Genomic DNA, 26,240 nt, shown 5'->3' with positions numbered 1-26,240 from the left:
GTGACCGTGAGCGAACACGAGAAGACTACCGAACACGCGGGCGAGCCTACGCGCCGCGATTTTCTCTATATGGTGACCGGTATGGCCGGTGTGGTCGGTGCGGCTTCCGTCGCCTGGCCTTTCATCGATCAGATGCGTCCGGATGCCTCGACGCTCGCGCTCGCCTCGATCGAGGTCGACGTTTCGGCGCTTGAGCCGGGCATGTCGCTGACCGTCAAATGGCGCGGCAAGCCTGTCTTCATCCGCAACCGCACCGACAAGGAAGTCGAGGAGGCGAAAGCCGTCGCTCTTTCCGATCTGAAGGATCCGGTTGCGCGCAATGCCAATATCGATGCGACTGCAGAGGCAACGGACCTCGCTCGCTCGGCCGGCGAAGGCAAGGAAAACTGGATCGTCATGATCGGTTCCTGCACCCATCTCGGTTGCGTGCCGCTCGGTCAGGCGGGTGATTTCGGTGGCTGGTTCTGTCCTTGCCACGGCTCGCACTACGATACGGCTGGCCGTATTCGTAAGGGCCCGGCGCCTGCCAACCTGCCGGTGCCGAACTTCGCATTCACGACCGACACTGTGATCACGATCGGCTGAGGGGACAAAACAAGATGAGTGGCCATTCCAGTTACCAGCCGTCCACTGGCGTCGAGAAGTGGATCGATGCGCGCCTGCCTCTGCCGCGCCTGATGTATGACAGCTTTGTTGCGTATCCCGTTCCGCGCAACCTGAACTATGCCTACACTTTCGGTGGCATGCTTTCGGTGATGCTGATCGTTCAGATCCTGACCGGCGTCGTGCTGGCCATGCACTATGCAGCCGAAACGACCGTTGCGTTCAACTCGGTCGAGAAGATCATGCGCGACGTCAACAATGGTTGGCTGCTCCGCTACATGCATGCCAACGGCGCCTCGTTCTTCTTCATCGCCGTTTACCTTCACATCGCCCGCGGTCTCTACTACGGCTCCTACAAGGCGCCCCGCGAAATCCTCTGGATCCTCGGCGTTGTGATCTTCCTCCTGATGATGGCAACCGCGTTCATGGGCTATGTTCTGCCCTGGGGCCAGATGTCCTTCTGGGGTGCAACTGTTATCACCGGCTTCTTCACGGCCTTCCCGGCAGTGGGTGAATGGATCCAGCAGTTCCTGCTCGGTGGCTTTGCCGTCGACAATCCGACGCTGAACCGCTTCTTCGCGCTGCATTACCTGCTGCCGTTCATGATCGCCGGCGTTGTCATCCTGCACGTCTGGGCGCTGCATGTGACCGGTCAGACCAATCCGACCGGCGTTGAAGTCAAGTCGAAGACGGACACCGTTCCGTTCACGCCTTACGCAACCCTCAAGGATGCGCTCGGCCTGTCGGTCTTCCTTCTGGTCTTCGCCTGGTTCGTCTTCTACATGCCGAACTACCTCGGTCACCCGGACAACTACATCCCGGCTGACTCGCTGAAGACGCCTGCCCACATCGTTCCGGAATGGTACTTCCTGCCGTTCTACGCCATGCTGCGTGCGATCACCTTCAATGTCGGCCCGATCGACTCCAAGCTCGGTGGCGTTCTGGTGATGTTCGGTGCGATCATCGTCCTGTTCTTCCTGCCCTGGCTCGACACGTCGAAGGTTCGCTCCGCTGTGTATCGCCCCTGGTACAAGCTGTTCTTCTGGCTGTTCGTGGTCAACTCGATCATTCTCGGCTGGCTCGGTGCCATGCCGGCGGAAGGCATCTACGTCATCCTGTCGCAGGCCGGTACTGCCTACTACTTCGGCTTCTTCCTCGTGATCATGCCGTTGCTCGGTCTGTTCGAGACGCCGCGGCGCATCCCGAATTCGATCACCGAAGCGGTTCTCGAAAAGAGCGGCAAGTCCGCCTCTGCCCAAGCCTGAGCACGTGAGAGGAAGATAACAATGAAGAAGCTTGTCACGAGCATCGCGCTGATCGCAGCCCTCGCCGGATTCTCCGGCGTAGCGGTTGCCGCAGAGGAAGGCGATCTCGCCCACGCCGTAGAACATGCGGCGAAGGTCGGGCACTATCCGATCCTGAAGCCTGAAGAAATGGATTGGTCCTTCGCCGGTCCGTTCGGCAAATACGACAAGGGCCAGCTGCAGCGCGGCCTCAAGGTCTACACCGAGGTTTGCTCGGCCTGTCACTCGATGAAGCTCGTTGCCTTCCGCACGCTGGAAGATCTCGGCTATTCGGAAGCGCAGGTAAAGGCATTCGCGGCGAATTACGAAGTGCAGGACGGCCCGAATGCTGACGGTGAAATGTTCACCCGCAAGGCGGTTCCGTCTGACTACTTCCCGTCGCCATTCCCGAACAAGGAAGCCGCGGCGGCCGCCAACAATGGTGCCGCACCTCCGGATTTTTCGTTGATCGCGAAGGCCCGTGGTGTGACCCGTGGCTTCCCGCAGTTCGTCTTCGACATCTTCACCCAGTACCAGCAGGGCGGCCCGGATTACATCCACGCTCTGCTTACGGGTTACAAGGAACCGCCGGAAGGTGTGACCGTTGCTGAAGGTACGCATTTCAACCCGTACTTCGTCAGCGCCGCTGCACTTGCCATGGCGCCGCCGCTCTCGGACGGTCAGGTGACCTATGATGACGGTTCGCCGGAAACGCTCGACCAGTATTCGCGCGACGTTGCCGCGTTCCTGATGTGGGCCGCCGAGCCGCATCTGGAAGACCGCAAGCGCATGGGCTTCATGGTCATGATCTTCCTCGCGATCTTCACTGCGCTGGTCTATCTGACGAAGAAGTCGGTCTACGCAAACAAGGAACACTGATCCATCGGATCACGTTCATCGAGAAGGCGGCCTTCGGGCCGCCTTTTTTATTGGGGGCCAAGGCCATTCTTGGTAAGGTCCCGCCACATTCCTTTCCGTCCCAATCCGGATGTCCCATGGCCAAGATCGCTGACGAACTCTCCCACTCTATCCGCTCTATTCCCGACTATCCGAAGCCGGGCATCATCTTTCGCGACATCACCACGCTGCTTGGCGATGCGCGGTCGTTTCGCCGCGCGGTGGACGAGCTGGTGCAGCCTTATGTCGGGCTGAAGGTCGACAAGATCGCCGGGATGGAAGCGCGCGGCTTCATTCTTGGTGGCGCCGTCGCGCACCAGCTTTCGGCTGGCTTCGTGCCGATCCGCAAGAAGGGCAAGCTGCCACATGAGACGGTGCGGATCGCCTACAGCCTGGAATATGGCGTGGACGAAATGGAAATTCACATGGATGCCGTGAAGCCCGGCGAGAAGGTGATCCTGGTGGATGATCTGATCGCGACCGGTGGTACGGCGGTCGGCGCCGTGCAGCTTCTGCGCCAGATCGGGGCCGATGTCGTCTCGGCCTGCTTTGTCATCGACCTGCCGGAACTCGGTGGCCGCAAGAAGCTCGAGGCGCTCGGCGTCGAGGTTCGCACGCTCGTGGAATTCGAGGGGCATTAAGCCCCTCGGTCGTGGCGCTGACGGTTCAGCCTTCGAGCGCTTTGATGATGTCGGCTTCGATTTCGGCAGGGGCTGTGCGCGGCGTGTAACGCGCAATCGGCTTGCCGTCGCGGCCGATGAGGAATTTTGCGAAATTCCAGCTGATCTCTTCGCCGCGATCTGCGCCCGGTGTTTCGGTCTTCAGATAGGCGTAAAGGGGATGGCTACCGGGGCCGTTGACCTCGACCTTGGCAAAGAGCGGAAAGGTGACGGCGAAGCGTGTCTCGCAGAAGAGGGCGATGTCCTTCTCGGTACCGGGCTCCTGCGCGCCGAACTGGTTGCAGGGGAAGCCAAGTACGACGAGATCCGTATAGGTGTCGTGCAGCGCCTCCAGGCCCTCATATTGCGGTGTCAGACCGCATGCGCTCGCCGTATTGACGATCAGGAGGACCTTGCCGGCATAGTCCTTCAGGCTGCGTTCTTTTCCGTCGATGGTGGTGGCGGTAAAATCGTGGACGGTCATACTGCGGTCTCCTCGTCGGGGAAGAATTCGATCAAATTGCTTTTGAAGCGCAGCACTGGCTCGCCGTGCTGGTTGATGCCTTCGCTTACGGCTGAGTTGAGAATGTATCGGTTTCGACCCTGGACGCTGCGGCTATCGATCGGCGTCATGAAGAAGGTGATCGTATCGCCGGCATAGACCGGCTTCAACCATTGCAGTTCGGAAAAGCCTGGTGAGGGCCCGAGCTTCGGCGGGGCAATGCCTTCGGATTTCAGGCGCGCCATCTCGCGCCCGATAAAGCCGATGAAGCTTTTCATCCAGTTTGCGCACGTGTGCCAGCCCGAGGCGCAGAGCGCGCCGAAAACGTAGTCCTTTGCCGCCTCGGCATCGATGTGGAAGGGCTGCGGATCGAACTGTTCGGCAAAGCGGATGATGTCTTCGGCGGTGAAGGTGACGGAGCCGAGTTCGAGCCTGGTGCCTGCGGGATAGAGATCGAGCATCCTCATGCGGGTATCTCCCCGGTTTCGCGTCGGCGGATCATGATCGAGTTGCGGGCGGAGAGCACTGTTTCACCGCGCTGGTTGACCAGTTCATGGTCGAAAGTCGCGATACCGAGATGCGGTCGCGACCGCATGGGCCGCACGGCATGGACGGTGGAATGGCCAGACAGCGTGTCGCCTGCAAGCACGGGCTTGCGCCATTGCATGACATCAATGCCGGGTGCCCCTTCGGAGGCCGTGGACAGCAGATAGGCGTCAATCATCATGCGCATGAAGAGGCTGGATGTGTGCCAGCCGGAGGCGGACAGGCCCCCAAGGATGCTGGCCTTGCCGGCTTCTTCGGAGAGATGCATGGGCTGTGGGTCGAACTCGCGGGCGAAGGCAATGATCTCCTCGGCGGTCACGGTTCGTGGGCCGAGGTCGAAGCGCCGGCCTTCCGTGAAGTCTTCATGGTGAAGTTTGTCGGGTGCTGTCATGTCTACCTCGCTTTGCGACAGTCTGCGCAATCTCCCGATATGTTCAAGGGTGAACTTTCTCTGGGGCACAGAAAAAAAGGCGCCTCGTGGGAGGCGCCTTGTCGCTTGCTTCAGGTGTTGAAGCGGAAGTGGATGACGTCTCCATCGTTGACCACGTATTCCTTGCCTTCATCGCGGCCCTTGCCGGCTTCCTTGGCGCCGACTTCGCCCTTGTAGGCGATGTAGTCGTCATAGGCGATGGTGAAGGCGCGGATGAAGCCGCGTTCGAAATCCGTGTGGATGACGCCAGCGGCCTGGGGTGCCTTGGTCCCGCGGACAATGGTCCAGGCGCGGCATTCCTTCGGGCCGACCGTGAAGTAGGTGATGAGGTCGAGCAGGTGGTAACCCGCGCGGATCAGGCGGTCGAGGCCGGCTTCATCGAGGCCAAGTGCGGAGAGGAATTCGGTGGCTTCCTCTTCCGGCAGCTGGGCGACTTCGGCTTCGATGGCAGCCGAGATGATCACGCATTCCGCACCCTGTTCCGTTGCCATCTTGGCGACGGCCTCGGTGTGCTTGTTGCCGGTTGCAGCGTCGCCCTCGGCGACGTTGCAGACATAAAGGACCGGATGCGAGGTGAGAAGGTTCAGGCCCTTCAGCACTTCGATCTCGTCGGCGGCCAGCGTCTTCAACAGGATCCGAGCCGGCTTGCCTTCGTTGAGAAGCTTGATGACCGCTTCCATGACGGGAAGCTGGGCCAGCGATTCCTTGTCCTTGGAGGCGGCGCGCTTGCGGGTCTGCTCGACGCGGCGTTCCAGGCTTTCGAGGTCGGCGAGCATCAGCTCGGTCTCGATCGTGTCAGCATCGCCGACCGGATTGATCTTGCCCTCGACATGCGTGATGTCGTCATCTTCGAAGCAGCGCAGCACGTGGACCACGGCATCGACTTCGCGGATGTTGGCGAGGAACTTGTTGCCCAGGCCTTCACCCTTCGATGCTCCGCGCACGAGGCCGGCGATGTCGACGAAGGAGATACGGGTCGGAATGATTTCCTTGGAGCCGGCGATGTCCGCGAGCTTCTTCATGCGCGGATCGGGAACGGCCACTTCACCGGTGTTCGGCTCGATCGTGCAGAAGGGATAATTGGCTGCCTGGGCTGCCGCCGTCTTGGTCAGCGCGTTGAAGAGTGTGGACTTGCCGACATTCGGCAGCCCGACGATACCGCATTTGAAGCCCATGGCTCTATATACCTGCTCGGGATGGATTTTCGTTGCCCACGCCTATGGGGTATAGGAGGGACATGGTCAAGTGTTGCGGGCTTCAAGGCCGCCAAGTTGCAGGAGGTTCGATGGCGAGAGATACCGTGCTGACGCCGAAGACGGTGACCAGGCCGAAGGTTGAAAAACCACGGCTGTACAAGGTCATCCTGCACAATGACGACTACACGCCGCGCGACTTTGTGACCATCGTGCTTAAGGTCGTGTTCCGGATGAGCGAGGATGCCGGCCATCGCGTGATGATGACCGCGCACAAGTTCGGCTCGGCCGTGGTTGTCGTCTGCACGCGGGAGATCGCCGAGACGAAGGTGACGGAAGCTATGGACCTGGCCAAGGAGGCAGCCATGCCGCTGTTGTTCACGGCAGAACCGGAGGAGTGAAGGCATGACCACGCGCACCGACTGGGCGCTCGTCCGGCAGATGATGACTGCGGCAATCGACTTCTGCGAGGAGGTCGAGAGCGCAGGGTATAGCGAGGCTGATCGTGACGCGACCACAGTGGTCCACGGCCAGGCCGTCAGCGCGCAGGACGTGTTGACGAGCGCATGGACCTATCCGGAAGCCATGCGCTACGCCATCATCCGCACACGGCACGCCGCCGCCGACGATCTCGCCTATGTTCCTGAAGCCGCTCGGGTCCTGACTTCTATGGCTGCGGCCTGTGCCGAGCTTTGTGGAGCCAAGTCCGGAGCAGCCGAAGAGGCTGGCGTCGGCGAGATGCTCCGTTGGTTCGATGGGCATGCCGGAGAGACCCTGAGGGGTGCGTTATCGGCGCGGGTAAAAGAAGACTGAGCGAGGCTCTCATCAGATTTTCGGTGTCTCGGGGATGCGCGCGATTACCTTGATCTCGAAATCGAAGCCTGCGAGCCAGTTGACGCCGATTGCCGTCCAGTTGGGATAAGGCGGGGCGGGGAAGATCTCCGCCTTGACCTTCATGATCGTGCCGAATTGGTTTTCCGGGTCGGTGTGGAAACTCGTGACGTCGACGAGGTCTGCGAAGGCGCAGCCGGCCGCTTCCAGTGTTGCCTTGAGATTGGCTAAGGCGCGGCGGACCTGGGATTCTAGGTCTGGCTCAGGCGTCCCGTCATCGCGGCTTCCCACTTGGCCCGAGACGAAGAGCAGGTCGCCGGATCGCATCGCGGCGGAATAGCCGTGCTCTTCGTAAAGGGCGTGGCGTTTTGCGGGGAAGATGGGGTGCGGGCGGGTCATCAGTTTCCTTTCGGGCATGCGGGATCGTTCCGCCCAGGGTCGGGTCGGTGAAAATGCCGCTTGGCTAGGGGTTTTGAATTTCATATACGTTGCGTATGTAGGGGTATTTGCATACGGCTCGTATGTCAAGTTGACATACGGCGTGTATGCGAAATTCGGAGTGTGTTTTGAAGCGCAGTCGTTTGGAAAGCATGGAGGAAAACCGCGCCAAGCTGATTGCGGCTGCGCGAAAGGCCTTTGCAGACAGGGGGTATGCAGCAGCCTCCATGGATGTGCTGACAGCGGAAGCGGGGCTGACGCGGGGGGCTCTCTACCACAACTTCGGCGACAAGCGCGGGCTGTTCGCTGCGGTCGTCGACCAGATCGATACCGAGATGGCCGAACGCGCCAAGGCGCGAGGTGCGGCGGCAGGCGAGGGGTGGAATGCGCTTCTGGCCGAAGGCGCCGCCTATATCGAGATGGCGCTTGATCCGGAGGTGCAGCGGATTGTTCTGCTTGACGGACCGGCGGTGCTCGGTGATCCGTCGCAATGGCCAAGCCAGAATTCCTGCCTCCAGGTTACCCGCGCCGCGATCGAAGGTCTGATGGCGAAAGCTGTGCTCAAGCCGGTCGATGCCGAAGCTGCGGCGCGGCTCATCAGCGGTGCGGCATTGAACGCGGCCATGTGGGTTGCGGCCAGCGATAAACCTTGGGAGGTGCTGCCACGGGCGCAGGTGGCATTCCAGGCGCTTGCCGAGGGGCTGCTTGCCAAGCCAGTTGGTTCATCGTCTGCCTAAGACGGTCCGCGTAGACCGCCTCCCGTCAACGAATTGAATACCTCTGGCGCATACACTGGCATGATGACGCCCGATCTCAACAGTCTGCCGGAGGCCGCGACATGGCACTATGCCGTGGCACTTCTGCTGTCTGCCGCCTTCGGCGTCGTTGTGCATGTCGTTCGCGCCGTCTTCAACATCTTGCCGGACCGCCTGTCTGACCGCCCTACGATGGATCTGATCATCAGCGACGGTTACGACTGGAAGGATCGGCTGTTTGGAACGGAGTATGACGAGGCGGGATATTACCGGCTCGACAGCCTGCATAACCTCGGACTGTCCGTCCGTTGGTGCACCTTCAGCGGATTCCTGACCCTTCTCTTAAGTCCCGGCGCGGCAAAGATCGCAGCATACTGCATCGATAGTAGCCTGGCGGCACTCGTCGATCTCTTCTGGTATCGCGTCGAGACCTTCGCGTGGTGGTGAGCCGGGCCTTCCGGCTCAGCCCTTCACACCAAGCGCTTCGGCGCTGATCCAGAACACCGCATCTTCTTCTTCCGATGTTTCGACCCAGTGGAAATCGAGGTCCGGGAACTCGGCTTCGAGAATGTCGCGGCCGCGGCCGATTTCGCAGAGCATGCCGCCGCCGGGGTTGAGGTGCTTTGGCGCCTCGACGATGAGGGTGCGGACGAGGTTGAGACCGTCTTCGCCGCCGTCATGGGCCATGGCGGGTTCGGCGCGGTATTCGGCCGGGAAGGCGTCCATGGCTTCGTGGTCGACATAGGGCGGGTTGGTGATGATGAGATCGAACTTGCGCCCGGCAAGAGGTGTGAACAGGTCGCCCTGGTGCAGGGTAAGCTGGTCTTCAACGCCGTGGGCTTCGCGGTTCTTTGCGGCAACGGCCAGCGCATCTTCGGACAAGTCGACGGCATCAACCGTTGCCAGCGGGAAGAAGCGCGTGGCGAGAATGGCGAGGCAACCGGAGCCGGTGCAGATGTCGACGACGCTTTCGACAGCGAAGGGATCGGGCAGGAAACTCGATTCGAAATCGTCGCCATATTCGTTGAACAGGATCTCGCCGATATGCGAGCGCGGCACGATGACGCGTTCGTCGACGAAGAAGCGCATGCCCTGGATATAGGAGCGGCCAGTGAGATAGGCGGACGGCTTGCGGGTCGACACGCGCGCCTCGATCCGCTCGGCCAGCAGATGGCGCTCTGTGGCCAAGAGCCTGGCGTCGAGGAAGGGATCCAGCGTGTCGATCGGGAGGTCGAGACTATCGAGCACCAGGAAGGCAGCGTCATCGACGGCGTTCAGCGTGCCATGGCCGTAGCTCAGATTGGCGGCGTTGAAGCGCGAAATCGCGTAGCGCCAGTAGTCGCGCAGGGTGACGAGGTCGGTGGTAATGTCGTGGCTCATGGCATGTCCTGATCGATAATGCGCGTGTTTCATATGCAGTGCAGGGCGAGAGGCCGGCGTGTGCCTCGTCTCAATCGCCCTTGGGGCCGAACATCTTCTTCAGCATCTCGGCCATGGGGCCGGTCTCTGGAAGTTTCTTCGGCTGGGCGAAATTGCGGGCCTGGCGGATATGGGACTGGCCTGCTGGCGCGCTCTTCTGTGCTTTTGCCGGTTTCTCGTCCTCGGTCTTTCCCCCGGTTGCCAGGGCCAGCTTGTTCATCAGCTGGGAATCTTCCCCCCTGACCAGCATGTCGGCATTGTCGGCCAGTGCTTCCAGGAGGGGATCCAGCCATTCGGCGTCGAGCTTGCCGAAGTCGCCGAGGACATGGTTGTGCACCTTCGACTTGTCGCCCGGATGGCCGATTCCGAGGCGGAGCCGCCGGTAGTTCAGTCCGCAATGGGCGTCGAGCGATTTGATGCCGTTGTGCCCGCCATGGCCACCGCCGGTCTTGATGCGGGCCTTGCCGGGCATGAGGTCCAGCTCGTCATAGATGGCGACGATCGCCTCGGGGCCGAGCTTGTAGAAGCGCATCGCTTCGCCGACGCTTTCGCCGGATAGGTTCATGAAGGTCTGCGGCTTGATCAGCATGACCTTCTCACCGGCAAGCGTGCCTTCGGCGATCTCGGCCTTGAACTTCTTGGTCCAGGGCGAAAATCCATGCCGGCGCTGGATCGCGTCCACGGCCATGAAACCGATGTTGTGTCGGTTCTTTGCGTATTGCTGACCCGGATTTCCGAGACCTGCGAGGATGATCATACCGTTCTTTCCGTGCTCGCCGCCGTTCAGGTCCTTCCACGACCGCGAAACGGTGTCGTTGTCAAGCCGGTTTCAGCGATGCGGCATTGCTCATGGCGTTGGCTTGTCCTGCCCGAAGTCGGTGTAGCGCAGGTCGTGCTCCTGGAAAATGCGGGCCTGCGTGCCATCCGCGATCATGCGATCGAGCGACGCCTGCATCTTGTCTCGGATTTCGTCGGGGAAATCGATGTTGCAGGCAATGGCGAAGGTCTGCTGGGAGAAGACGAACTGTGCCTCCACCGGCTCGCCGCGTTCGACCAGCTCCACATAGTGTTGCTCTGACATAGGCATCAGGTCGATGCGTCCGCTGGTGAGCTTCTTCAGCGTCAGCTTCAGATCGGTTGCGAGGTCAATCTTGGCGAAACCTTCCTTTTCGAGGATGGTCTGCGTGTAATCGTTGCGCTGGGTGCCGACGATGTAGGACTTCGAATCGTCGATAGATTTCACCTTCACACCACTATTCTTCGCCGCGACCATGAAATTGCGGCCGACATCGATGGGTTCGACCCATTTGAACAGCTTGTCGCGTTCGGGAATATGCGCAGCGGTGAAGACGCAATGCATCGGTTCCGACTGGGCGAGGGCTATGGCGCGCGCCCAGGGCATCATCTCGATTGAATAATCGATACCGACATCCTTCATCATCAGCAGCAGCTGAGCATAGCCAGCCCCCTTGATTTCCTCTCCGACGCGAAAATTGTAGGGCGGGTAGTCCTCGGTCGTGAAGAAGATCTTGTCTGCGGCGGTGGCTGGGCCCGCCGCGAGTGCAAGCATGATGGCCAAAACTCTCATGGCAGGGTCCCTTTCACTGTTTAAATCAACCCGCCGACACCTTGCGTGGGTGGGTTCGGTTCTTGCGAGCGGCATCGAGCAAGGCGGAAAGCGGCTGTGGTCGGGCAAAGAGATAGCCCTGACCATAGTCGACGCCGAAGCCTGACAGAATGCTGCGCTGTTCCTCGGTCTCGATGCCCTCGGCCACGACGCTGCATTGCATCTTGTGCGAGATCGCCGTGATCCCTTCGACGAGCATGCGGCTCTTGTGGCGCTGCTCCGGATCGTCTTCGGTCAAGGAGCGGATGAAGGATTGGTCGATCTTGACGATGTCGACCGGGAAACGGTTGAGATAGCTCAGGGACGAATAGCCGGTGCCGAAGTCGTCAAGCGCCAGGCGATAGCCGAAGCGGCTGAATTCGTCGAGGATCAGCCGGATCTGTGGGTTGTCGTGGAGCAGCGTCGCCTCGGTGATTTCGATGACGATGCGATGCGGCGCGATGCCATATTCCCCAATCAGGGCCGCGATGCGAACCGGAAGCGAGCGGTCGAATTGCTGCGGCGAGAAATTGATCGCAAGATAGGTCTGGTCGTCTTCGGTTTCTGCGCTGATGCGTGCGAGATTGGATACTGCGCGCTCCAGAACGCGTCCGCCGAGGCGCCCAATGGCGCCGGTTTCTTCGGCGACTGCGATGATCTCTGCGGGCGGCATGATCCCGCGCTCGGGATGCACGAGCCGCATGAGCGCCTCGTAGCCGGTCACCCGCCCTGAGGTCATGTCGATGATCGGCTGGAGATAGGCTTCGAGCCAGTCGTGCTCCAGTGCTTCCTCGATGTCCTGCTCAAGCTCTGCCCGGTGGCGGGTGTGGTCCTGCATGGATGGATCATAGACCACGGCACCATTCTTGCCGTCGCGCTTCTTGCTGTACATGGCCATGTCCGACTTCTGCAGAAGTTCGGCCGCGTTTTGTGCGTGACGCGGATAGATGGCGATGCCGATGCTGGCGCTCAGGCGTACGGTGGAGCCTTCGATGATCATCGGGTCGGCAAAGAGCGCGCAGAGAGAGGCGGCCACGTCGATGGCAGAGGCCTCGGCATCATGGGCGCGGAGGAGGATCGCAAATTCATCGCCACCAAGACGGGCCGCCGTCGCGCCCGCAGGGAGGAGTGGCAGCATCTGCTTGACGAAGCGTGCCAGCACGTCATCGCCGGCCTGATGGCCAAGATTGTCGTTGATCCATTTGAATCGGTCCAGATCGACGAAGAGGCATGCCAGTTCGTCTCCGGCAGCGTCCGTGCGCAGGATCTGGGTGTCGAGGGAAAGCTCGAAACCCTTGCGGTTCTTCAGACCGGTCAGGTGGTCGGTAATGGCCTGAAGCCGGTTGCGCGCTTCCGACTGCTTCAGTGCCGTGACATCGGTCATGACGCTGAGCGATATGCGCTCGTCCGCCGTCTCCCCGTCTCGGGTCGTCTCTGAAATCAGCACGTCCTTGATGGTGCCGTCGGCGCATACAAAGCGGGTCGTTGCCTCCAGGACGCCGGAATCGCTGCGGGTGTTGCGCAGCTCCTGATAGGCCTCCTGGTCATCGTCGGGCACGAGTTCGACGAAGCGGCGGCCGACGACTTCCCGGCGATGATAGCCTGTCGCCAGCAGCCAGTAGTCGCTGACGCCGGTGATCCGGTCCTCGTCGTCCAATGAGAACAGCATGGCCGGTGTCAGATTGTAGACGTCCGTGGTGCGCCGGTGGGCGAGGCGCAGTTCCGCTTCCTCGTTCTCCAGCTTGATCTGCATGGCATTGAAGCTGCGGGCCAGGCGGCCGATTTCATCGTTCGACTGCCAGTCGACGTGATGACGCGAACCGAGGCGGCGCGTGGCTTCAATGGCAGCGGTCAGCTTCAGCAGGGGGCGGATGACCATCAACCGGTGACCGAAGACGGCGGCACAGACGGTTCCGAGGACAGCCAGTGCAAAAATGCCGATCAACATGACTTCCGCCTGCCTTAGCGAGGAGAACATGTCGATGCGGCTATAATACAGGGTAATCTTGCCGACGGGCTTGGGGCCCTCCACGGCCTGGTAGAAAATCTCGCGCGAAAGATGGGCAAGACCATTCTTCGACCACCGCGGCAAGGCTGGTCGCGAGACCTTGATGCCGCCGGACAGATCTTCGACCCTGACGCTGTTGACGCTACTGTTCGATACAATCGTCGCGGTGATCTGCTCGACACTTTCCGTGTCGAAGTCCCAGAGCGGTTTTGCCAAGGCCTGGGCATTCGCCTCGATCAGGACTTCGAGATTCTGCTGGAGTTCGCGAGACGCGCGATCCGTTGCCAGATTGAGGAAGAGGGCGAAGAGCGGTACGACGATGACCGAAAAGGCCAAGGCCACCATGGCAAGGAACCGGCTCTGCACCGATCGCGTCATTGCGCGTCCATTCCGTGCCGTGGCGGTCGGTTGTTCATGTCAGACGGTGTCCCTTGTCGCATGTCGAGGAGGCACGGTCTCAGTAAAGCGTTAAAGCTCACTGAAAGAAGCAGCCTTAAATCCGGTGGTTGCTAATGGAATTCTCCTTAAAATAGAAAACCCGCCCTCCGAAGGGGGGCGGGTTGCAGAATAGGCCGATGAACGAAAGGCTCAGCCTTCGGTCGTTTCTTCAGCTACGCCGCCTGCAGGGGCAACGATCGTCGCGATGGTGAAGTCGCGATCGCCGATAACCGGCGAGGTGCCGGCCGGCAGCTTGACGGCCGAGATATGGACGCTGTCGCCGACCTTGAGGCCAGCGAGGTCGACCGTCAGGAATTCCGGAATGTCGGAAGCCGGGCAGTGCAGCTCAACTTCGTGGCGCACGATGTTGAGGACGGCGCCGGTCTTGATCGCGGACTTCTCTTCGTTGATGAAGTGAACCGGAACCTGAACCGAAACCTGGCTGTTTGCCGAGACGCGCAGGAAGTCGATGTGCATCGTGAAATCACGAACGACGTCGAGCTGGTAGTCCTTCGGCAGAACGCGGATCTTTTCGCCATTGATGTCAATGATGGCGACGGTGGTCATGAAACCGCCGGCATGGATGCGCTTGGTGATCTCGTTCGTGTTGATCGAGATCGAAATCGGGGCCTGCTTGTCACCATAGATGACAGCCGGAATCAAACCGTTGCGGCGAAGTTCGCGGGAGGACCCCTTACCAACCCGTTCGCGTGCTACGGCCTTGAGCTCGTAAGTATCGTGGCTCATGGCTTTTCCTTTCAAGTTACTGGAGAGCCCGGGCCACCTGTTTTTGGCATGAACCGGACCGGAAGCCCGAAGGCTTCATCCGCATTGCCTCCAAGGGTGTCTGTGCGGATCGGGCGCCTATAGACCAGATGCTCTGCAATGGCAAGGTTTTCCGCGCTCTTTGGTGGGGTTTGGGCGTGTCTGGTTGCGAGACGCCAGGGTTGAACGGTTACCGAGCAGGTAACCATGTCCGGTCAACATTTCGCAACCCGCTAATGCTATTTTGCCCTCTGTCAAAATCCAGGGTTACCGCAATATGCTTCCTGTTCTCAGCTGCATTGCCTTCGAGCATGAGCCCGTTTCTCTGTTCGCAGCTGTCTTGGTCTGCGTGCTCGGCTCGTATCTCACGATGCGGTTGTTCAGTCGTGTGCGCAATACGCGTGGCCTGACGCGCGTCAGCTGGATCTTTCTGACAAGCTTTATCGGCGGCGCATCCATCTGGACGACGCATTTCATTGCGATGATGGGATATCGATTGCCGCTGGGGGCTGGCTATGAGCCGACGGCTACGCTGGTTTCGCTGGTGCTTGCAATCGTCGTCACAGGTGCGGGATTTGCGATCGCGGCCGCCGCTCCACGCAGCTTTCTCGTCGAGGCTGGTGGTGCCGTCATGGGCGCTGGCATTGCAGCGATGCATTATGTTGGCATGTCCGGCTACGAAGTTCAGGGGCATATCGTCTGGGATCAGACTTATGTCGCAGCGTCGCTGGTTGCAGCGGGTGTCTTCGGAGCACTGGCAACGAGCCGGATTGCGCGTTCGATCACGCGCTACTGCCGCTATGGCGGTGCGCTGGCCATGATCCTGGCGATTGCCTCGACCCATTTTATCGGCATGACGGGGGTGACCGTCGTGCCGGATGCCGCTGCGGTGATGCCGCAGAATGCGCTTCCTGAAAGCGTTATGACCGTAGTGATCTTGGTGGTCAGCCTGATGATTCTGACGATCGGCTCGATGACTTACGTGATCGACCGGCAGTCGCATCGTTCGGCGGTCGAACGCTATCGGCAGCTGTCATTGCATGACGCGCTCACAGGCTTGCCGAACCGCACGGCTTTCATTGAACGGTTGGCGCACCTGATCGATACCCCAGATTCGCGGCACGATCGCATCTATGTGCTGGCCTTCGACCTCGACCGCTTCAAGGAAGTGAATGACGTGCATGGTCATGCCGCAGGGGACCATGTTCTGCGCGTGGTTGCAGAGCGACTGGGAAAGCGTATGCGCCCAAATGAGTATGTGGCGCGCATCGGCGGAGACGAGTTTACGGCGGTGTCTCCCATTATGTTTACAGACGGTCAGGCCGAACTTTTGGCGCGGCGGATCGTCGAGGATCTCTCTGTGCCGATCCAATGGGAGGAGCAGACCCTGTCGATTGGTACCAGTATCGGGATTTCAGTCTATCCCGACAATGCGTCCACCATTGACGAGCTGCTGGCCCAGGCGGACACGGCGATGTACCGGGCCAAGGCTCTCGGATCGAACAATATCTGCTTTTTCGACGAATCCATGGATCATGCGGCGCGAGAGCGCAGCGCGCTGGCGCTTGACATGCGGCTCGGCTTCAAGCGCAACGAGTTCGAACTTTATTATCAGAAGCAGAATGACACGCATACCGGAGAGGTCGTCGGTCTCGAAGTGTTGCTGCGCTGGCGACATCCAGTCCGGGGACTCGTTTCGCCATCCGATTTCATCCCGATCGCGGAGCGCAGCGGCCTTATCATGGAACTGGGTGATTGGGTGTTGCACCAGGCCTGCATTGAGGCGGCAACCTGGAAGAACCCTTTGAGGATCGCCGTCAACGTCGCGCCCAAGCAACTCGCTGCTTCGAGTTTTCCGGTGCGCGTCCGCGATATCCTTGCCGAAACGGGGCTGCCGCCGGAGCGCCTGGAGCTCGAAATTACGGAATCGGGGATCATCGACGACCAGCAGCATGCCCTGTCGATCATCCGCCAGCTGAAGGCGATCGGTGTGAAGATTGCCATGGACGATTATGGCACTGGGTATTCCTCGCTCTCGACCCTGCAGCTCTTCCCGTTTGACAAGATCAAGATCGATCGGGGCTTCATCGATAGCGTCACCGAAAACAGGCAGTCGGCCGCGATCGTCCGTTCGACGCTCATTCTGGCGCAGAGCCTCGACATTCCCGTACTCGCCGAGGGTGTCGAGAACCTCGACCATCTGCGTTTCCTGCAGGAAGAGGGCTGTGACCAGGTTCAGGGCTATTTCTATGGCAAGCCGCTGCCTGTTGGTCTCCTTCAGGATATCGTGAACCCGGGTGATCGGTTGGAGTCTGATCCTGCACTTGACGACCAGACTGACGCATCGTCGGACGGAAACCCGATTGCTGCCTGACTGGACGCGAAAGACTTTGGATATGTCGCATATGTGCGACAGGTTCTCCCCGTGAAATCTGTTAGTTCTTGCTTCCAACGACGCCTGTTGCAAGATCGCAGTGAAAGGTCATACTCACCATTGCGCTTTGGGAGGAGCCGATGCGGCAGGAACTGAGTCATACCGAGCGCGTCTATTCCACGACGCAAAACAAGGCCGCCGCGGTCACGTCGCCGGTTGCTGCATCGTGGAGCCGTTGCGTCAATCTCTACAATTTGCAGCCGGAGGAAGCGCGGAAACCTTATCAGGTGGATGAGACCGTCTTTCGCGAAGCCCGTGAGCGAATGGAGCGGCTGATCGGCAGTTCCGCCGAAGAGGTCGACCGACTCTACCAAACCATCGGTCGCTCAGGCTGCTGCATCGTATTGGCCGATACAGACGGCATTGTCGTCGACCGGCGCGGTGCAGCCGGCGATGACGTCGAATTTCGCGCATTGGGTCTGTGGCAGCAGAATGTGTGGAGCGAAGCGAGTGTCGGGACAAACGGCATCGGCACGGCACTGGCCGACGAACGCTCCGTCGTCATTCATCGCGACCAACATTTCATGAGTGCCAATATCGGGCTCTCCTGCGTAACGGCGCCGATCCGGGACCATCTCGGCCAAGTCGCCGCCGCACTCGACGTCTCGACCTGCCGAAACGATGTTTCGGAGATGACGCTCGCCATCCTGTCCCAAGCGGTGCGGGATGCGGCCATGCGCGTCGAAAGCAATCTCTTCCGCCAGGCGTTCAACGGCGCGCGCATTGTCGTTGTGCCGCAGGCCAATTCGATGTCGGCCCTTATCGCGGTGGATAGCGACGATCTCATACTGGGTGCAACGCGGGCAGCCCGGCAGGCGCTCAAGCTTGATGACGGCACGATCGCCCAAGGTGTGCCGGCCGCCGATGTGCTGCGTGAGACGCGGGGTAGCGTGATCAGCGATCTGGAGGATGCCGAACGGGCAGCCCTTCGCCGCGCCTTGTCGCGCGCGCAGGGCAATGTCTCTCTCGCTGCACAGACACTGGGCATCAGCCGCGCGACACTGCATCGGAAGATCAAGCGTCTGAACCTTCAATGACGCTCGTCGCTGTGTCGCAGGCCTGACACAGAGTGCGGCGCAGCATGATTTTGCTGCACTTCTATCGCGGAGTTTTCACGGCAATCATTGTCCCATCGAACCCGAGGAGGGGTTCAGCAACGGGAGGATGACAGCATGAATATCCAGGTGCAGACTATCGCGGCGTCGCCGTTCAAGCTGAAATATGGCAACTTCATCGGCGGCGAATTCCGCGAGCCGGTCAATGGTCGGTACTTCGAAAACACGACGCCGGTTACCGGGGGCAAGCTTTGCGAAGTGGCCCGCTCCGATGAACATGACATCAATCTGGCGCTTGATGCGGCCCATGCGGCCAAGGATAAATGGGGGCGGACGTCCTCGACCGAACGCTCCAACATCCTGATGAAGATTGCCCAGCGGATGGAGGACAATCTCGAGCTTTTGGCCAAGGCCGAGACCTGGGACAATGGCAAGCCATTGCGCGAGACCATGGCCGCCGATATTCCGCTTGCGATCGATCACTTCCGCTATTTCGCCTCCTGCATCCGCGCCCAGGAAGGGACAATCGGCGAAGTCGATCATGATATGATCGCCTATCACTTCCATGAGCCGCTCGGCGTCGTCGGCCAGATTATTCCGTGGAACTTCCCGATCCTGATGGCGGCCTGGAAAATGGCCCCGGCACTGGCGGCCGGAAACTGCGTCGTCTTGAAGCCTGCGGAACAGACACCGGCCTCGATCCTGGTGCTGGCCGAACTGATCGCCGATCTCCTGCCGCCGGGCGTGCTGAACATCGTCAACGGCTTTGGCCTGGAAGCCGGCAAGCCGCTCGCGACCAGCCCGCGGATCGCCAAGATCGCCTTTACCGGCGAAACCTCGACCGGTCGTCTGATCATGCAGTATGCCAGCCAGAACCTCATTCCGGTGACGCTGGAACTGGGCGGCAAGTCGCCCAACATCTTCTTCGAGGACGTCATGCGCGAGGATGATGACTATCTCGACAAGGCGCTTGAGGGCTTCGCAATGTTTGCCCTCAATCAGGGCGAGGTCTGCACCTGCCCGAGCCGCGCGCTGGTGCATGAGAAAATCTATGATCGCTTCATGGAAAAAGCACTGAAGCGCGTCGCTGCGATCAAACAGGGCGATCCGCTCGACATGTCGACGATGATCGGCGCGCAGGCCTCGTCGGAGCAGCTGGAAAAGATCCTGTCCTATATGGATATCGGCCGGCAGGAAGGCGCCGAGGTTCTTATCGGTGGTGAACGCAACACCCTGGCGGGCGATTTGGCTGGGGGCTATTACGTCAAGCCAACGGTGTTCAAGGGCCATAACAAGATGCGGATCTTCCAGGAGGAGATCTTCGGGCCGGTTGTCTCCGTCACGACCTTCAAGGACGATGCCGAGGCGCTGGAAATCGCCAATGACACGCTCTATGGCCTCGGGTCCGGTGTGTGGAGCCGCGATGCCAACCGTTGCTACAACTTCGGCCGCAACATCCAGGCGGGCCGCGTCTGGACCAATTGCTACCATGCCTATCCGGCCCATGCCGCCTTCGGTGGCTACAAGCAGTCGGGTATCGGTCGCGAGACCCACAAGATGATGCTCGACCACTATCAGCAGACCAAGAACATGCTGGTGAGCTATAGCCCGAAAGCGTTGGGGTTCTTCTGAGGCTTTATACCTCCCCTTGAGGGGGAGGTCGCAGCGAAGCTGCGGGTGGGGGTGATGGTCCTGCCAAATAGAGGATCACCCCACCCCGGTACTGCGTGCCGCCCCTCCCTCGCAAGGGGAGGGTGCCTCCTTGTTATACGCTCAGAAGGAGCCGCCGTGACCATCAACCCAAATCCAGGCGAACCCTGGGTGATCGCCACCGATGCCGCACTCACCTTCCTCGCCGAGATCCGGAAGGACCATCCCGACATCCTCTTTCACCAATCCGGCGGATGCTGCGACGGGTCCTCGCCGATGTGTTATCCGGCCAGCGATTACCGCGTCGGGGAGACCGATGTGCAGCTAGGCGAGATTGGCGGCGTGCCTTTTTACATCAGCGGTAGCCAGTATGATGTGTGGAAGCATACGCAATTGATCATTGACGTCGTGCCGGGGCGCGGGGGCATGTTCTCGCTCGACAATGGCCGGGAACGCCGGTTCCTGACGCGCTCCCGGCTATTTTCCGGTGGCGAGGCCTGTCCGTTGCCGCCGCGATAGTCCGGGCCCCACCTCCTGTGCTTCAGCAGAGGCCGAAGTCGACGCAGGTGGCGTCGATCAGGGAGAGCTTTTCCGCCTGATAGAGGTCGTATTCATCCCTGAATTCCTTCGAGATCCACATCGTGGATCGGCCGCGCTTGCCAAGCCAGCCGACGCTGCCGAGATCTTCGGCTTCACGAAGCTTGCGGGTGAGATGCGTGCGGGACACACGGAAGCGTTCGGCCAGTTGGGGCACGGAGCGCACCTGCGTCAGGAAGCGTGTGGCCGTATCATCCGTCGACTGGATGCTGGTCATCAACCAGTCCATGACAACGCCACCGCTGTTGAGCCAGGTGAAGAGCGCGTAACGCGGCGGCGGAGACCTGACAATCGGCGAGGCCAGCACGCGTTCGGTTATGGCGGGGTGCAAGCGATGGACGAGGGCGTCGTCTTGTTCGAGAGCTTCCGTCCGTCGTCCGCCGTCAAAATTGTCAAGGCTATGCAGGTGGACCCAGACCCATTGGCGCAGAGCGGCGACGGCATGGGGTGCCGGGATCACCGGACGATGACGGCGATCATCGGCCGTCGACTGGACAGCGATCCCATAGGCGAGCATTTCCTTGATGAAGGCGTCGGCAGTGTTGACACTGGAGATTTCGAGGCGTCGGACCTGTTCGAGGAAACGGGCCATGACGATGACCGGTTCCGTCGCCCCGCTGGCAGCATCGAGAAAATACTGTGCCATCCCGACATGGGCGAGCATCCAGCGTTGATGTGTTCCAAATATTGAAGCGAGTTTGGGCGCTTTCTGATGAATATCGAGAAACGCAAGCGTTTGGTCCATGAGTACTTCATGGAACCTTGGGTGTTGTAGCAGAGCGTCGACAGTCAATGCCATGGCGTCTATCTGGACCGGAGGTGAAGCAGATGAACATCTGCCCCGTCAGAAGTACAAGCCATAGGAAATAAAGCCGCTTTACGCAAGGGTAAGCGGCTTACGTTGGTAAAGTGCCTGATGTTGGGTGAGGGTCAGTCGAACAGACTGGAGACCGACTCTTCGAGGCTGGTGCGGTTGATTGCTTCGCCGAGAAGCGTCGCTGTCGAAAGAACGCGAATGTTGTGAGCCGACTGAACAGCCGTCGTGGGCTGGATGGAGTCTGTGATCACAAGTTCGCGAAGTTTCGAAGAGGCAACGCGGGTGACGGCGCCGCCCGACAGTACGCCGTGGGTGATGTAGGCCGTGACGCTAGTAGCGCCGTTCTTCAGAAGCGCTTCTGCGGCGTTGCACAAGGTGCCGCCGGAATCGACAATGTCGTCGATCAGGATGCAGTCCTTGCCCGTCACATCACCAATCACGTTCATGACCTCGGATTCACCCGGCCGATCACGGCGCTTGTCAACGATCGCCAGAAGACAGTCGAGCCGCTTGGCCACAGATCGGGCACGGACCACGCCGCCGACGTCCGGAGAAACAACCATGACATTGTTGGTGTCGTAGTGTTCCTTGATGTCCCGGGCGAGAAGCGGCACCGCATACAGATTGTCGGTCGGTATGTCGAAGAAGCCCTGGATTTGTCCGGCATGCAGATCGAGTGTGAGAACTCGGTCGGCGCCAGCTTCGGTGATCAGGTTGGCGACGAGCTTGGCCGAAATCGGCGTGCGTGGACCAGGTTTGCGATCCTGACGCGCGTAACCGAAATAGGGCAGGACGGCGGTGATGCGGCGTGCCGAGGAACGACGGAAGGCGTCGATCATGATCAACAATTCCATCAGATGGTCGTTCGTCGGGAACGACGTCGACTGGACCACGAAGACGTCTTCGCCGCGGACGTTTTCCTGGATTTCGACGAAGATTTCCTGGTCTGCGAAGCGGCGGACGCTGGCCTTGCCGAGTGGTACTTTGAGATAGGAGCAGATCGTTTCGGCAAGTTGCCGGTTCGAATTACCTGCGAAAACCTTCATCTTGGCCCGCCTGTTACCATGCTGAGATGGGCGCTTTTTAGCGACGTTCCCCCTGAATGCAAGTGGTTTGGACCGTCGCGCCCATATTTTCGGTTAATGGATCAACGAGAAGTGTCGCAAGCGTGCCGCAAGCCGGCCTGTTTGCCTTACCCAGATTGGGCATTTCGCCATTGCATATACTCAGCCATGCTCTTGGTTGCGATCTGTTGCATCACGGATGCGGGCACGGCGGCCCAGGGATCCTTCGCCCCGGAAGGCACGGTTTCCTGCCCCTGAATGCGGTGGAGGCGTCCTCCTGCTGCGTCAAGCACGTCCCAGACATAGGTAATGGTGACCTGGCCGCTGTCGGAGAAGGCGGAGAAGTACCCCTTCAGGATATGTTCGCTGTTGGCATCGTTGGCACTTTTGATCGTCAGGCCACGGGCACGGGCCTCGGCACCGAGCTGGCGGGACAACGGCGTGACCGCCTGGACTGGAGCGCCGATGATCGGGAGAAAGCGGATGGTGCCGCCGGCGGCCTGCGCGCCGCCGGACGGTGGCAGGGAGGCTTGCTGCTGTTGCTGTGCACGCGCCGGCTGTTGTGGCTGTTGTTGCTGCTGGCTGACCTGGTTTGAATCCGACTGCGGCGCTTCAGGAAATTCTTGATAGGCCGCGTTGTCGAGCGGACGCGAGGCCGCAGGATTCTGTCCGCCTTGCGCCAATGCCGCTGCCTGCGCTTCGAGGGTGTTCTGGGGGCCGCGCATCGGGGGCTCGTAGCCGCCGCTTGAGAGCGGCGCCGACTGGACGGGCTGGGTTGGCGCTGCTGCCGTATACTGGCCGGTCGATTGGGTGTAGCCGCCGGTCTGGCTGCCATCGCCGACTTCCGCGCGTGGTGTCATGACCTCAGTACTATTACAGCCCGCAAGCAAAATGGCGAGCGCGAGGGCCGCGTTCAACCGCCACGTCGGGCGAAAGATCAAACCCGTTGCCGGGGATACGGATTGTCTCACCGAGGGTGATCCTTTCCTGAGTTCATGCAGGGAGTTATGCGGCCTCCCAAGATTGCCTGTCAACTCCCGGAACTGGCGGGTTCCGGTCGATCAGGCAAGGATCAGTTCGAGCGGATGACGCGAAAGCGCCTGCGGGGCCGTGGCCGTGGTCAGATAGGTCTGGCCAAGGGTCATGGCCGTCTGCCGGTCGCTATCCATGATGATCATATGGGCAAACAGCGTCATATCGGGCAGGATCTCCTGGGTATTTCCGGCAAGGAACATCTGGTGCTCCATCCAGGAGGGCGCAAAGCGGGCCCCGACCGAATAGCCGCACTTGTTGAAACGCTGCCGCGTGAGGCCACGGTCGTCCATCACCTTGGCGTGAACGTCGAAAACCTCGCCGAATGTGTGGCCGGGACGCAGGACCTGTTCGATGGCCTTCATGCCCTCAAGGGCGGCGTTGAACAATTCGCGGTGGCGCGGGCTTGGTTGGCCGATGACGAGTGTTCGCAGCATCGGCGCGTGATAGTGGGCCGATGCGCCGGCCCATTCCAGGGTCAACTGATCGTTTTCGGCAAGCACGCGACGGCCCGACTTGTAACGGCACAGAAGCGCGTCTTCGCCCGAACCAATGACAAAATTATTGGCCGCATAATCACCGCCACCGGCGAGGATGGCGGCCTGCATGGCGGCGAGGATAGCCGCTTCGCTGCGGCCGGCACCGATCAGCGGGCGTGCGGCGTCGAGTGCGCCATCGGCCAGTGCGGCCGCCTGCCGGACTTTGGCAATTTCAGCAGCACTTTTGATGATCCGCAAATCGCTGACCAGATAGGAGGCGTCGATGGTTTCGCAGAAATTATTCAGCTGATTATCGAGAAGCCGCGCGACGCGGCCGGTCATGCCATGGGTGTCGTATTCGATGCCGACCCGCATGCCGAGAAGATCGAGATCATTGAGGAGATTGCGCAGATCGACGGTTGGATCGGCATTCATCCTGTCAACCCAGACCAGGATATTGTCGATGGTCGAGGTTTGCTTGGCCTGGCGCAGGTCTGGCGAGCGGGTGAGGAGCGTCATGCTGCCGTCGGCCTTCACGACCAGCACCTGGAAGAAGCAGAAGCCGAATGTGTCGTAACCCGTCAGCCAGTACATGCTCTCCTGGGCGAAGAGCAGCATGGCGTCGAGCCTGTCTTCTGCCATGCGCGCGGTCAGGCGGGCCCGGCGTTCCGCGAATTCGGCCTCGGTGAAATGCAGTGCCATATCAGTTCTCCGTCATCGCGATCGCCGAAATCTGCCGGCCATAATCGGGTTCGCCGGCATGGGTGGTCCGACGATAGGAATAGAACGTCTCAGGATCCGCATAGGTGCACAGTCCCAGACAGTCGGCCGCGACGCGGGCCTTCGTCAGGCGCATCACGGTCAGCGCGGGGAGATCGAACATGGAATGACCGGGCGTCGTGGATGGCGTGAAAAACTGTTCGTAGGCAGGGTCGCGTGCCACGAAGCGCTCGACGAATTCCGGGCCGACCTCGTAGTTGCCTCTAGAGATGGATGGGCCGAGCGTTGCTCGGATGCTGCCACGCTTTGCGCCGAGCCCGATCATTGCCTCGATGGTGTTTTCAAGCACGCCGTCGAGTGCGCCCTTCCAGCCCGCATGGGCCGCACCGATGACGCGGTTTTCGGGGTCTGCGAAGAGAATGGGGCCGCAGTCTGCAGTCAGAACGCCGAGGATGATGCCGGGTGTCGCCGTCACCAGCGCGTCTGCCTTTGGTCGCGTGCCGTCATGATCGGCCGAGACGACGACGGCATCGGGAGAGTGCACCTGGTGGGCGGTGGCGAGCCGATCCGGGCCAAGTTGAAACCATTCGGCGACGCGGCGGCGGTTTTCGACGACGTGCTCGCGCTCGTCATTCGACCCGACGCCGACATTTAGGCCACGATAGATGCCCTCCGAGACGCCGCCCTGCCGGGTGAAGAAGCCGTGGCGAATGCCGCTGGTCTTCAGGTTGGACAGGCTGTTTGAGGTGATCGGGCCGGGTTTTTCGGGGGACGTCATGGTCCGTTCTCCACCGCTCAGGGCTTCTTCGTCCGTGGTGAGTATTCGGTCGAAGAACCTGTAATCGTTCGATAAATTTCGAAATATGCGTATTCGGTTCGGGCGCGATGGTGTCGACCTCGCGCCCTCCTGTCAATGCCTGACCCGAAATGGTGCAAGTTGCAGAGCAGGCGAGGAGACGGCCATGACCTTGAACAACTCGCCCATATTGCCGGTGCCGGCTGCCGCAAGCCGGGTGACCGCATCAATAATGCCTTGCTGGGTCGCTTCGTCCTTGCCGCGGCCAAGTGCCGAGGCGCGTTCCTCAATGCCCAGGCCAACGAGAAAATCGCCCTGATGCATGCAGCCATTCAGGTGTATGCCGGCTGCCACTGCTGTGCGGGCGAGGTTTTCGAAGTCGACATGGCTGGTGAGATCGGCGAGCCCCGGATGGGCGAGCGGCGGGTCGAACTGATGGGCCCGCACGGCCTGCAGCGTATCGCCATAGTTGGTGACCATGTGGCCATAGTCGATGATCAGCGCGGTGCCATGGCAGGCGCGCAAACGTTCGCAAATGGTCAGCATCACCGATTGACGGGCCGGTGCAACTTCAAAGATTGCGCCGTCCGCTGGCGGGCTTATGCCTTCCGGCAGCATCGACGCATCGAGGATCGCCGTTCCCAGGGTGAAGCTGAGTTCGCCCGCCTGGCCAAGGCCGACCATGCGCTCGACGAAGCCTGCCGGTGTCTTCACAAACTGGCGGATCGGGATTGCGTCGAACAGTTCATTGGCGGCGAGCAGGGTGAAGCCTTCCGGTACTTCGTCGAAACTGTCGTGCCAGGTGATCTTGTCACCGTGACTGGCAAGGCTTTCCCGTTGCGTGAGTTTCAGCAGGCCGCTCGTCTCGACGAGATGGACGTTTGCAGTCTCGTAAAGGCCAGGTGCCGCGCGCGCTATGACCCGCAGCATGTCGGCCATCATCGTGCCACGGCCGGGGCCGATTTCGACGAGGCGGACGTCCCGAGGTTCACCATGGCGCTGCCATGTGTCGATCATGAAGACGCCCAGCATTTCGCCGAACAGCTGGCTGATTTCCGGTGCCGTGACAAAATCACCGGCGCGGCCGAAAGGGTGGCGTGTCTTGTAGTAGCCGTGCTGTGGATCTGCGAGGCAGAGCGCGAAGAAATCGGAAATGCTGATCGGTCCATTCGCGACGATGAGCGACTTGATCTTTTCGGCAAGCGGGGTTTCGATCTGCATGG

Annotated in this window: 28 protein-coding genes; 12 read left to right on the top strand and 16 right to left on the bottom strand. The window is 60.4% G+C overall.

Features of this window, described 5'->3' with window-relative positions:
* The first annotated feature begins 6 nt into the window (after positions 1-6).
* From petA to IP76_RS08310, 4 genes are all read left to right on the top strand, one after another.
* Positions 7-585: a ubiquinol-cytochrome c reductase iron-sulfur subunit gene (petA, locus tag IP76_RS08325; RefSeq protein ID WP_054157802.1), complete on the top strand. Its 579-nt coding sequence runs from the start codon at positions 7-9 to the stop codon at positions 583-585.
* Between the two features lie 14 nt (positions 586-599).
* Positions 600-1,868 carry a cytochrome b N-terminal domain-containing protein gene (locus tag IP76_RS08320; RefSeq protein ID WP_054157742.1) on the top strand — a complete coding sequence of 423 codons (1,269 nt, stop codon included), beginning with the start codon at positions 600-602 and terminating at the stop codon, positions 1,866-1,868.
* A 21-nt stretch (positions 1,869-1,889) separates the two neighbouring features.
* A complete protein-coding gene (locus IP76_RS08315; protein ID WP_054157741.1) occupies positions 1,890-2,765 on the top strand; it encodes a cytochrome c1 in 876 nt (291 codons plus the stop codon).
* Positions 2,766-2,881: 116 nt separating this feature from the next.
* Positions 2,882-3,424, top strand: a complete 543-nt coding sequence (locus IP76_RS08310; RefSeq protein ID WP_054157740.1) for an adenine phosphoribosyltransferase — start codon at positions 2,882-2,884, stop codon at positions 3,422-3,424.
* Positions 3,425-3,449: 25 nt separating this feature from the next.
* On the opposite strand, the gene IP76_RS08305 is transcribed toward IP76_RS08310, so the two are convergent.
* The 4 genes from IP76_RS08305 to ychF form a co-directional block, all read right to left on the bottom strand.
* On the bottom strand, positions 3,450-3,926 hold the full coding sequence (locus IP76_RS08305; protein ID WP_054157739.1) for a glutathione peroxidase: 477 nt from the start codon (positions 3,924-3,926) through the stop codon (positions 3,450-3,452).
* Positions 3,923-4,411, bottom strand: a complete 489-nt coding sequence (locus IP76_RS08300; RefSeq protein WP_054157738.1) for a MaoC/PaaZ C-terminal domain-containing protein — start codon at positions 4,409-4,411, stop codon at positions 3,923-3,925. The genes IP76_RS08305 and IP76_RS08300 overlap by 4 nt, the downstream gene beginning before the upstream one ends.
* Positions 4,408-4,881, bottom strand: coding sequence for a MaoC family dehydratase (locus IP76_RS08295; RefSeq protein ID WP_054157737.1), 474 nt, complete (start codon positions 4,879-4,881; stop codon positions 4,408-4,410). The genes IP76_RS08300 and IP76_RS08295 overlap by 4 nt, the downstream gene beginning before the upstream one ends.
* 110 nt (positions 4,882-4,991) lie before the next feature.
* Positions 4,992-6,095, bottom strand: a complete 1,104-nt coding sequence (gene ychF, locus IP76_RS08290; protein WP_054157736.1) for a redox-regulated ATPase YchF — start codon at positions 6,093-6,095, stop codon at positions 4,992-4,994.
* A gap of 110 nt (positions 6,096-6,205) precedes the next feature.
* On the opposite strand from ychF, the gene clpS reads away from it, so the two are divergent.
* Both clpS and IP76_RS08280 read left to right on the top strand, forming a co-directional pair.
* Positions 6,206-6,514, top strand: a complete 309-nt coding sequence (gene clpS / locus IP76_RS08285) for an ATP-dependent Clp protease adapter ClpS (RefSeq protein WP_054157735.1) — start codon at positions 6,206-6,208, stop codon at positions 6,512-6,514.
* A gap of 4 nt (positions 6,515-6,518) precedes the next feature.
* Positions 6,519-6,926 carry a hypothetical protein gene (locus tag IP76_RS08280; RefSeq protein ID WP_054157734.1) on the top strand — a complete coding sequence of 136 codons (408 nt, stop codon included), beginning with the start codon at positions 6,519-6,521 and terminating at the stop codon, positions 6,924-6,926.
* Positions 6,927-6,938: 12 nt separating this feature from the next.
* On the opposite strand, the gene IP76_RS08275 is transcribed toward IP76_RS08280, so the two are convergent.
* Positions 6,939-7,343, bottom strand: a complete 405-nt coding sequence (locus tag IP76_RS08275; protein ID WP_054157733.1) for a RidA family protein — start codon at positions 7,341-7,343, stop codon at positions 6,939-6,941.
* Positions 7,344-7,510: 167 nt separating this feature from the next.
* On the opposite strand from IP76_RS08275, the gene IP76_RS08270 reads away from it, so the two are divergent.
* Together IP76_RS08270 and IP76_RS08265 are read left to right on the top strand one after the other, a co-directional pair.
* The gene (locus IP76_RS08270; RefSeq protein WP_054157732.1) at positions 7,511-8,119 is read left to right on the top strand and encodes a TetR/AcrR family transcriptional regulator; all 609 of its coding nucleotides are present in this window, start codon (positions 7,511-7,513) and stop codon (positions 8,117-8,119) included.
* A gap of 60 nt (positions 8,120-8,179) precedes the next feature.
* Positions 8,180-8,584 carry a hypothetical protein gene (locus IP76_RS08265; protein WP_054157731.1) on the top strand — a complete coding sequence of 135 codons (405 nt, stop codon included), beginning with the start codon at positions 8,180-8,182 and terminating at the stop codon, positions 8,582-8,584.
* Between the two features lie 15 nt (positions 8,585-8,599).
* Here the strand turns inward: IP76_RS08265 and prmB are convergent, their stop codons facing one another.
* The 5 genes from prmB to IP76_RS08240 form a co-directional block, all read right to left on the bottom strand.
* Positions 8,600-9,517, bottom strand: coding sequence for a 50S ribosomal protein L3 N(5)-glutamine methyltransferase (gene prmB / locus IP76_RS08260; RefSeq protein ID WP_054157730.1), 918 nt, complete (start codon positions 9,515-9,517; stop codon positions 8,600-8,602).
* A gap of 70 nt (positions 9,518-9,587) precedes the next feature.
* Positions 9,588-10,313 carry an aminoacyl-tRNA hydrolase gene (gene pth, locus IP76_RS08255; protein ID WP_054157729.1) on the bottom strand — a complete coding sequence of 242 codons (726 nt, stop codon included), beginning with the start codon at positions 10,311-10,313 and terminating at the stop codon, positions 9,588-9,590.
* A gap of 90 nt (positions 10,314-10,403) precedes the next feature.
* Positions 10,404-11,144 (bottom strand): ABC transporter substrate-binding protein, encoded by a 741-nt coding sequence (locus IP76_RS08250; protein ID WP_054157728.1) that lies wholly within the window; start codon positions 11,142-11,144, stop codon positions 10,404-10,406.
* Between the two features lie 25 nt (positions 11,145-11,169).
* Positions 11,170-13,548, bottom strand: a complete 2,379-nt coding sequence (locus IP76_RS08245; RefSeq protein WP_054157727.1) for an EAL domain-containing protein — start codon at positions 13,546-13,548, stop codon at positions 11,170-11,172.
* Between the two features lie 210 nt (positions 13,549-13,758).
* A complete protein-coding gene (locus IP76_RS08240; protein WP_054157726.1) occupies positions 13,759-14,355 on the bottom strand; it encodes a 50S ribosomal protein L25/general stress protein Ctc in 597 nt (198 codons plus the stop codon).
* A gap of 295 nt (positions 14,356-14,650) precedes the next feature.
* Between IP76_RS08240 and IP76_RS08235 the strand changes: the two genes are divergently transcribed.
* The 4 genes from IP76_RS08235 (at position 14,651) to IP76_RS08220 (ending at position 20,031) form a co-directional block, all read left to right on the top strand.
* The gene (locus IP76_RS08235) at positions 14,651-16,747 is read left to right on the top strand and encodes a bifunctional diguanylate cyclase/phosphodiesterase (protein WP_054157725.1); all 2,097 of its coding nucleotides are present in this window, start codon (positions 14,651-14,653) and stop codon (positions 16,745-16,747) included.
* 140 nt (positions 16,748-16,887) lie between these two features.
* Complete coding sequence (locus IP76_RS08230; RefSeq protein ID WP_054157724.1) at positions 16,888-17,844, top strand: GAF domain-containing protein; 957 nt, start codon at positions 16,888-16,890, stop codon at positions 17,842-17,844.
* A gap of 135 nt (positions 17,845-17,979) precedes the next feature.
* On the top strand, positions 17,980-19,494 hold the full coding sequence (gene adh, locus IP76_RS08225; protein WP_054157723.1) for an aldehyde dehydrogenase: 1,515 nt from the start codon (positions 17,980-17,982) through the stop codon (positions 19,492-19,494).
* A gap of 162 nt (positions 19,495-19,656) precedes the next feature.
* Positions 19,657-20,031: a DUF779 domain-containing protein gene (locus tag IP76_RS08220; RefSeq protein ID WP_156318522.1), complete on the top strand. Its 375-nt coding sequence runs from the start codon at positions 19,657-19,659 to the stop codon at positions 20,029-20,031.
* A 22-nt stretch (positions 20,032-20,053) separates the two neighbouring features.
* Here the strand turns inward: IP76_RS08220 and IP76_RS08215 are convergent, their stop codons facing one another.
* From IP76_RS08215 to IP76_RS08190, 6 genes are all read right to left on the bottom strand, one after another.
* On the bottom strand, positions 20,054-20,854 hold the full coding sequence (locus IP76_RS08215) for a hypothetical protein (protein ID WP_245281422.1): 801 nt from the start codon (positions 20,852-20,854) through the stop codon (positions 20,054-20,056).
* A gap of 185 nt (positions 20,855-21,039) precedes the next feature.
* A complete protein-coding gene (locus IP76_RS08210) occupies positions 21,040-21,972 on the bottom strand; it encodes a ribose-phosphate pyrophosphokinase (RefSeq protein ID WP_054157720.1) in 933 nt (310 codons plus the stop codon).
* Between the two features lie 146 nt (positions 21,973-22,118).
* Complete coding sequence (locus tag IP76_RS08205; protein WP_245281421.1) at positions 22,119-22,850, bottom strand: hypothetical protein; 732 nt, start codon at positions 22,848-22,850, stop codon at positions 22,119-22,121.
* 201 nt (positions 22,851-23,051) lie between these two features.
* Positions 23,052-24,203 carry a Xaa-Pro peptidase family protein gene (locus IP76_RS08200; RefSeq protein ID WP_054157719.1) on the bottom strand — a complete coding sequence of 384 codons (1,152 nt, stop codon included), beginning with the start codon at positions 24,201-24,203 and terminating at the stop codon, positions 23,052-23,054.
* 1 nt (position 24,204) lies between these two features.
* Positions 24,205-24,999, bottom strand: coding sequence for a peptidoglycan editing factor PgeF (pgeF, locus tag IP76_RS08195; RefSeq protein ID WP_054157718.1), 795 nt, complete (start codon positions 24,997-24,999; stop codon positions 24,205-24,207).
* Between the two features lie 132 nt (positions 25,000-25,131).
* On the bottom strand, positions 25,132-26,232 hold the full coding sequence (locus tag IP76_RS08190; RefSeq protein ID WP_054157800.1) for a class I SAM-dependent methyltransferase: 1,101 nt from the start codon (positions 26,230-26,232) through the stop codon (positions 25,132-25,134).
* Between the last annotated feature and the right edge of the window lie 8 nt (positions 26,233-26,240).

Origin of the sequence: Rhizobium sp. AAP43 (assembly GCF_001296045.1) — a bacterium.
Classification (GTDB): domain Bacteria; phylum Pseudomonadota; class Alphaproteobacteria; order Rhizobiales; family Rhizobiaceae; genus Allorhizobium.
Note: the sequence above shows the minus strand (reverse complement) of the source record. Positions and strands in the feature narration are given on the sequence as shown.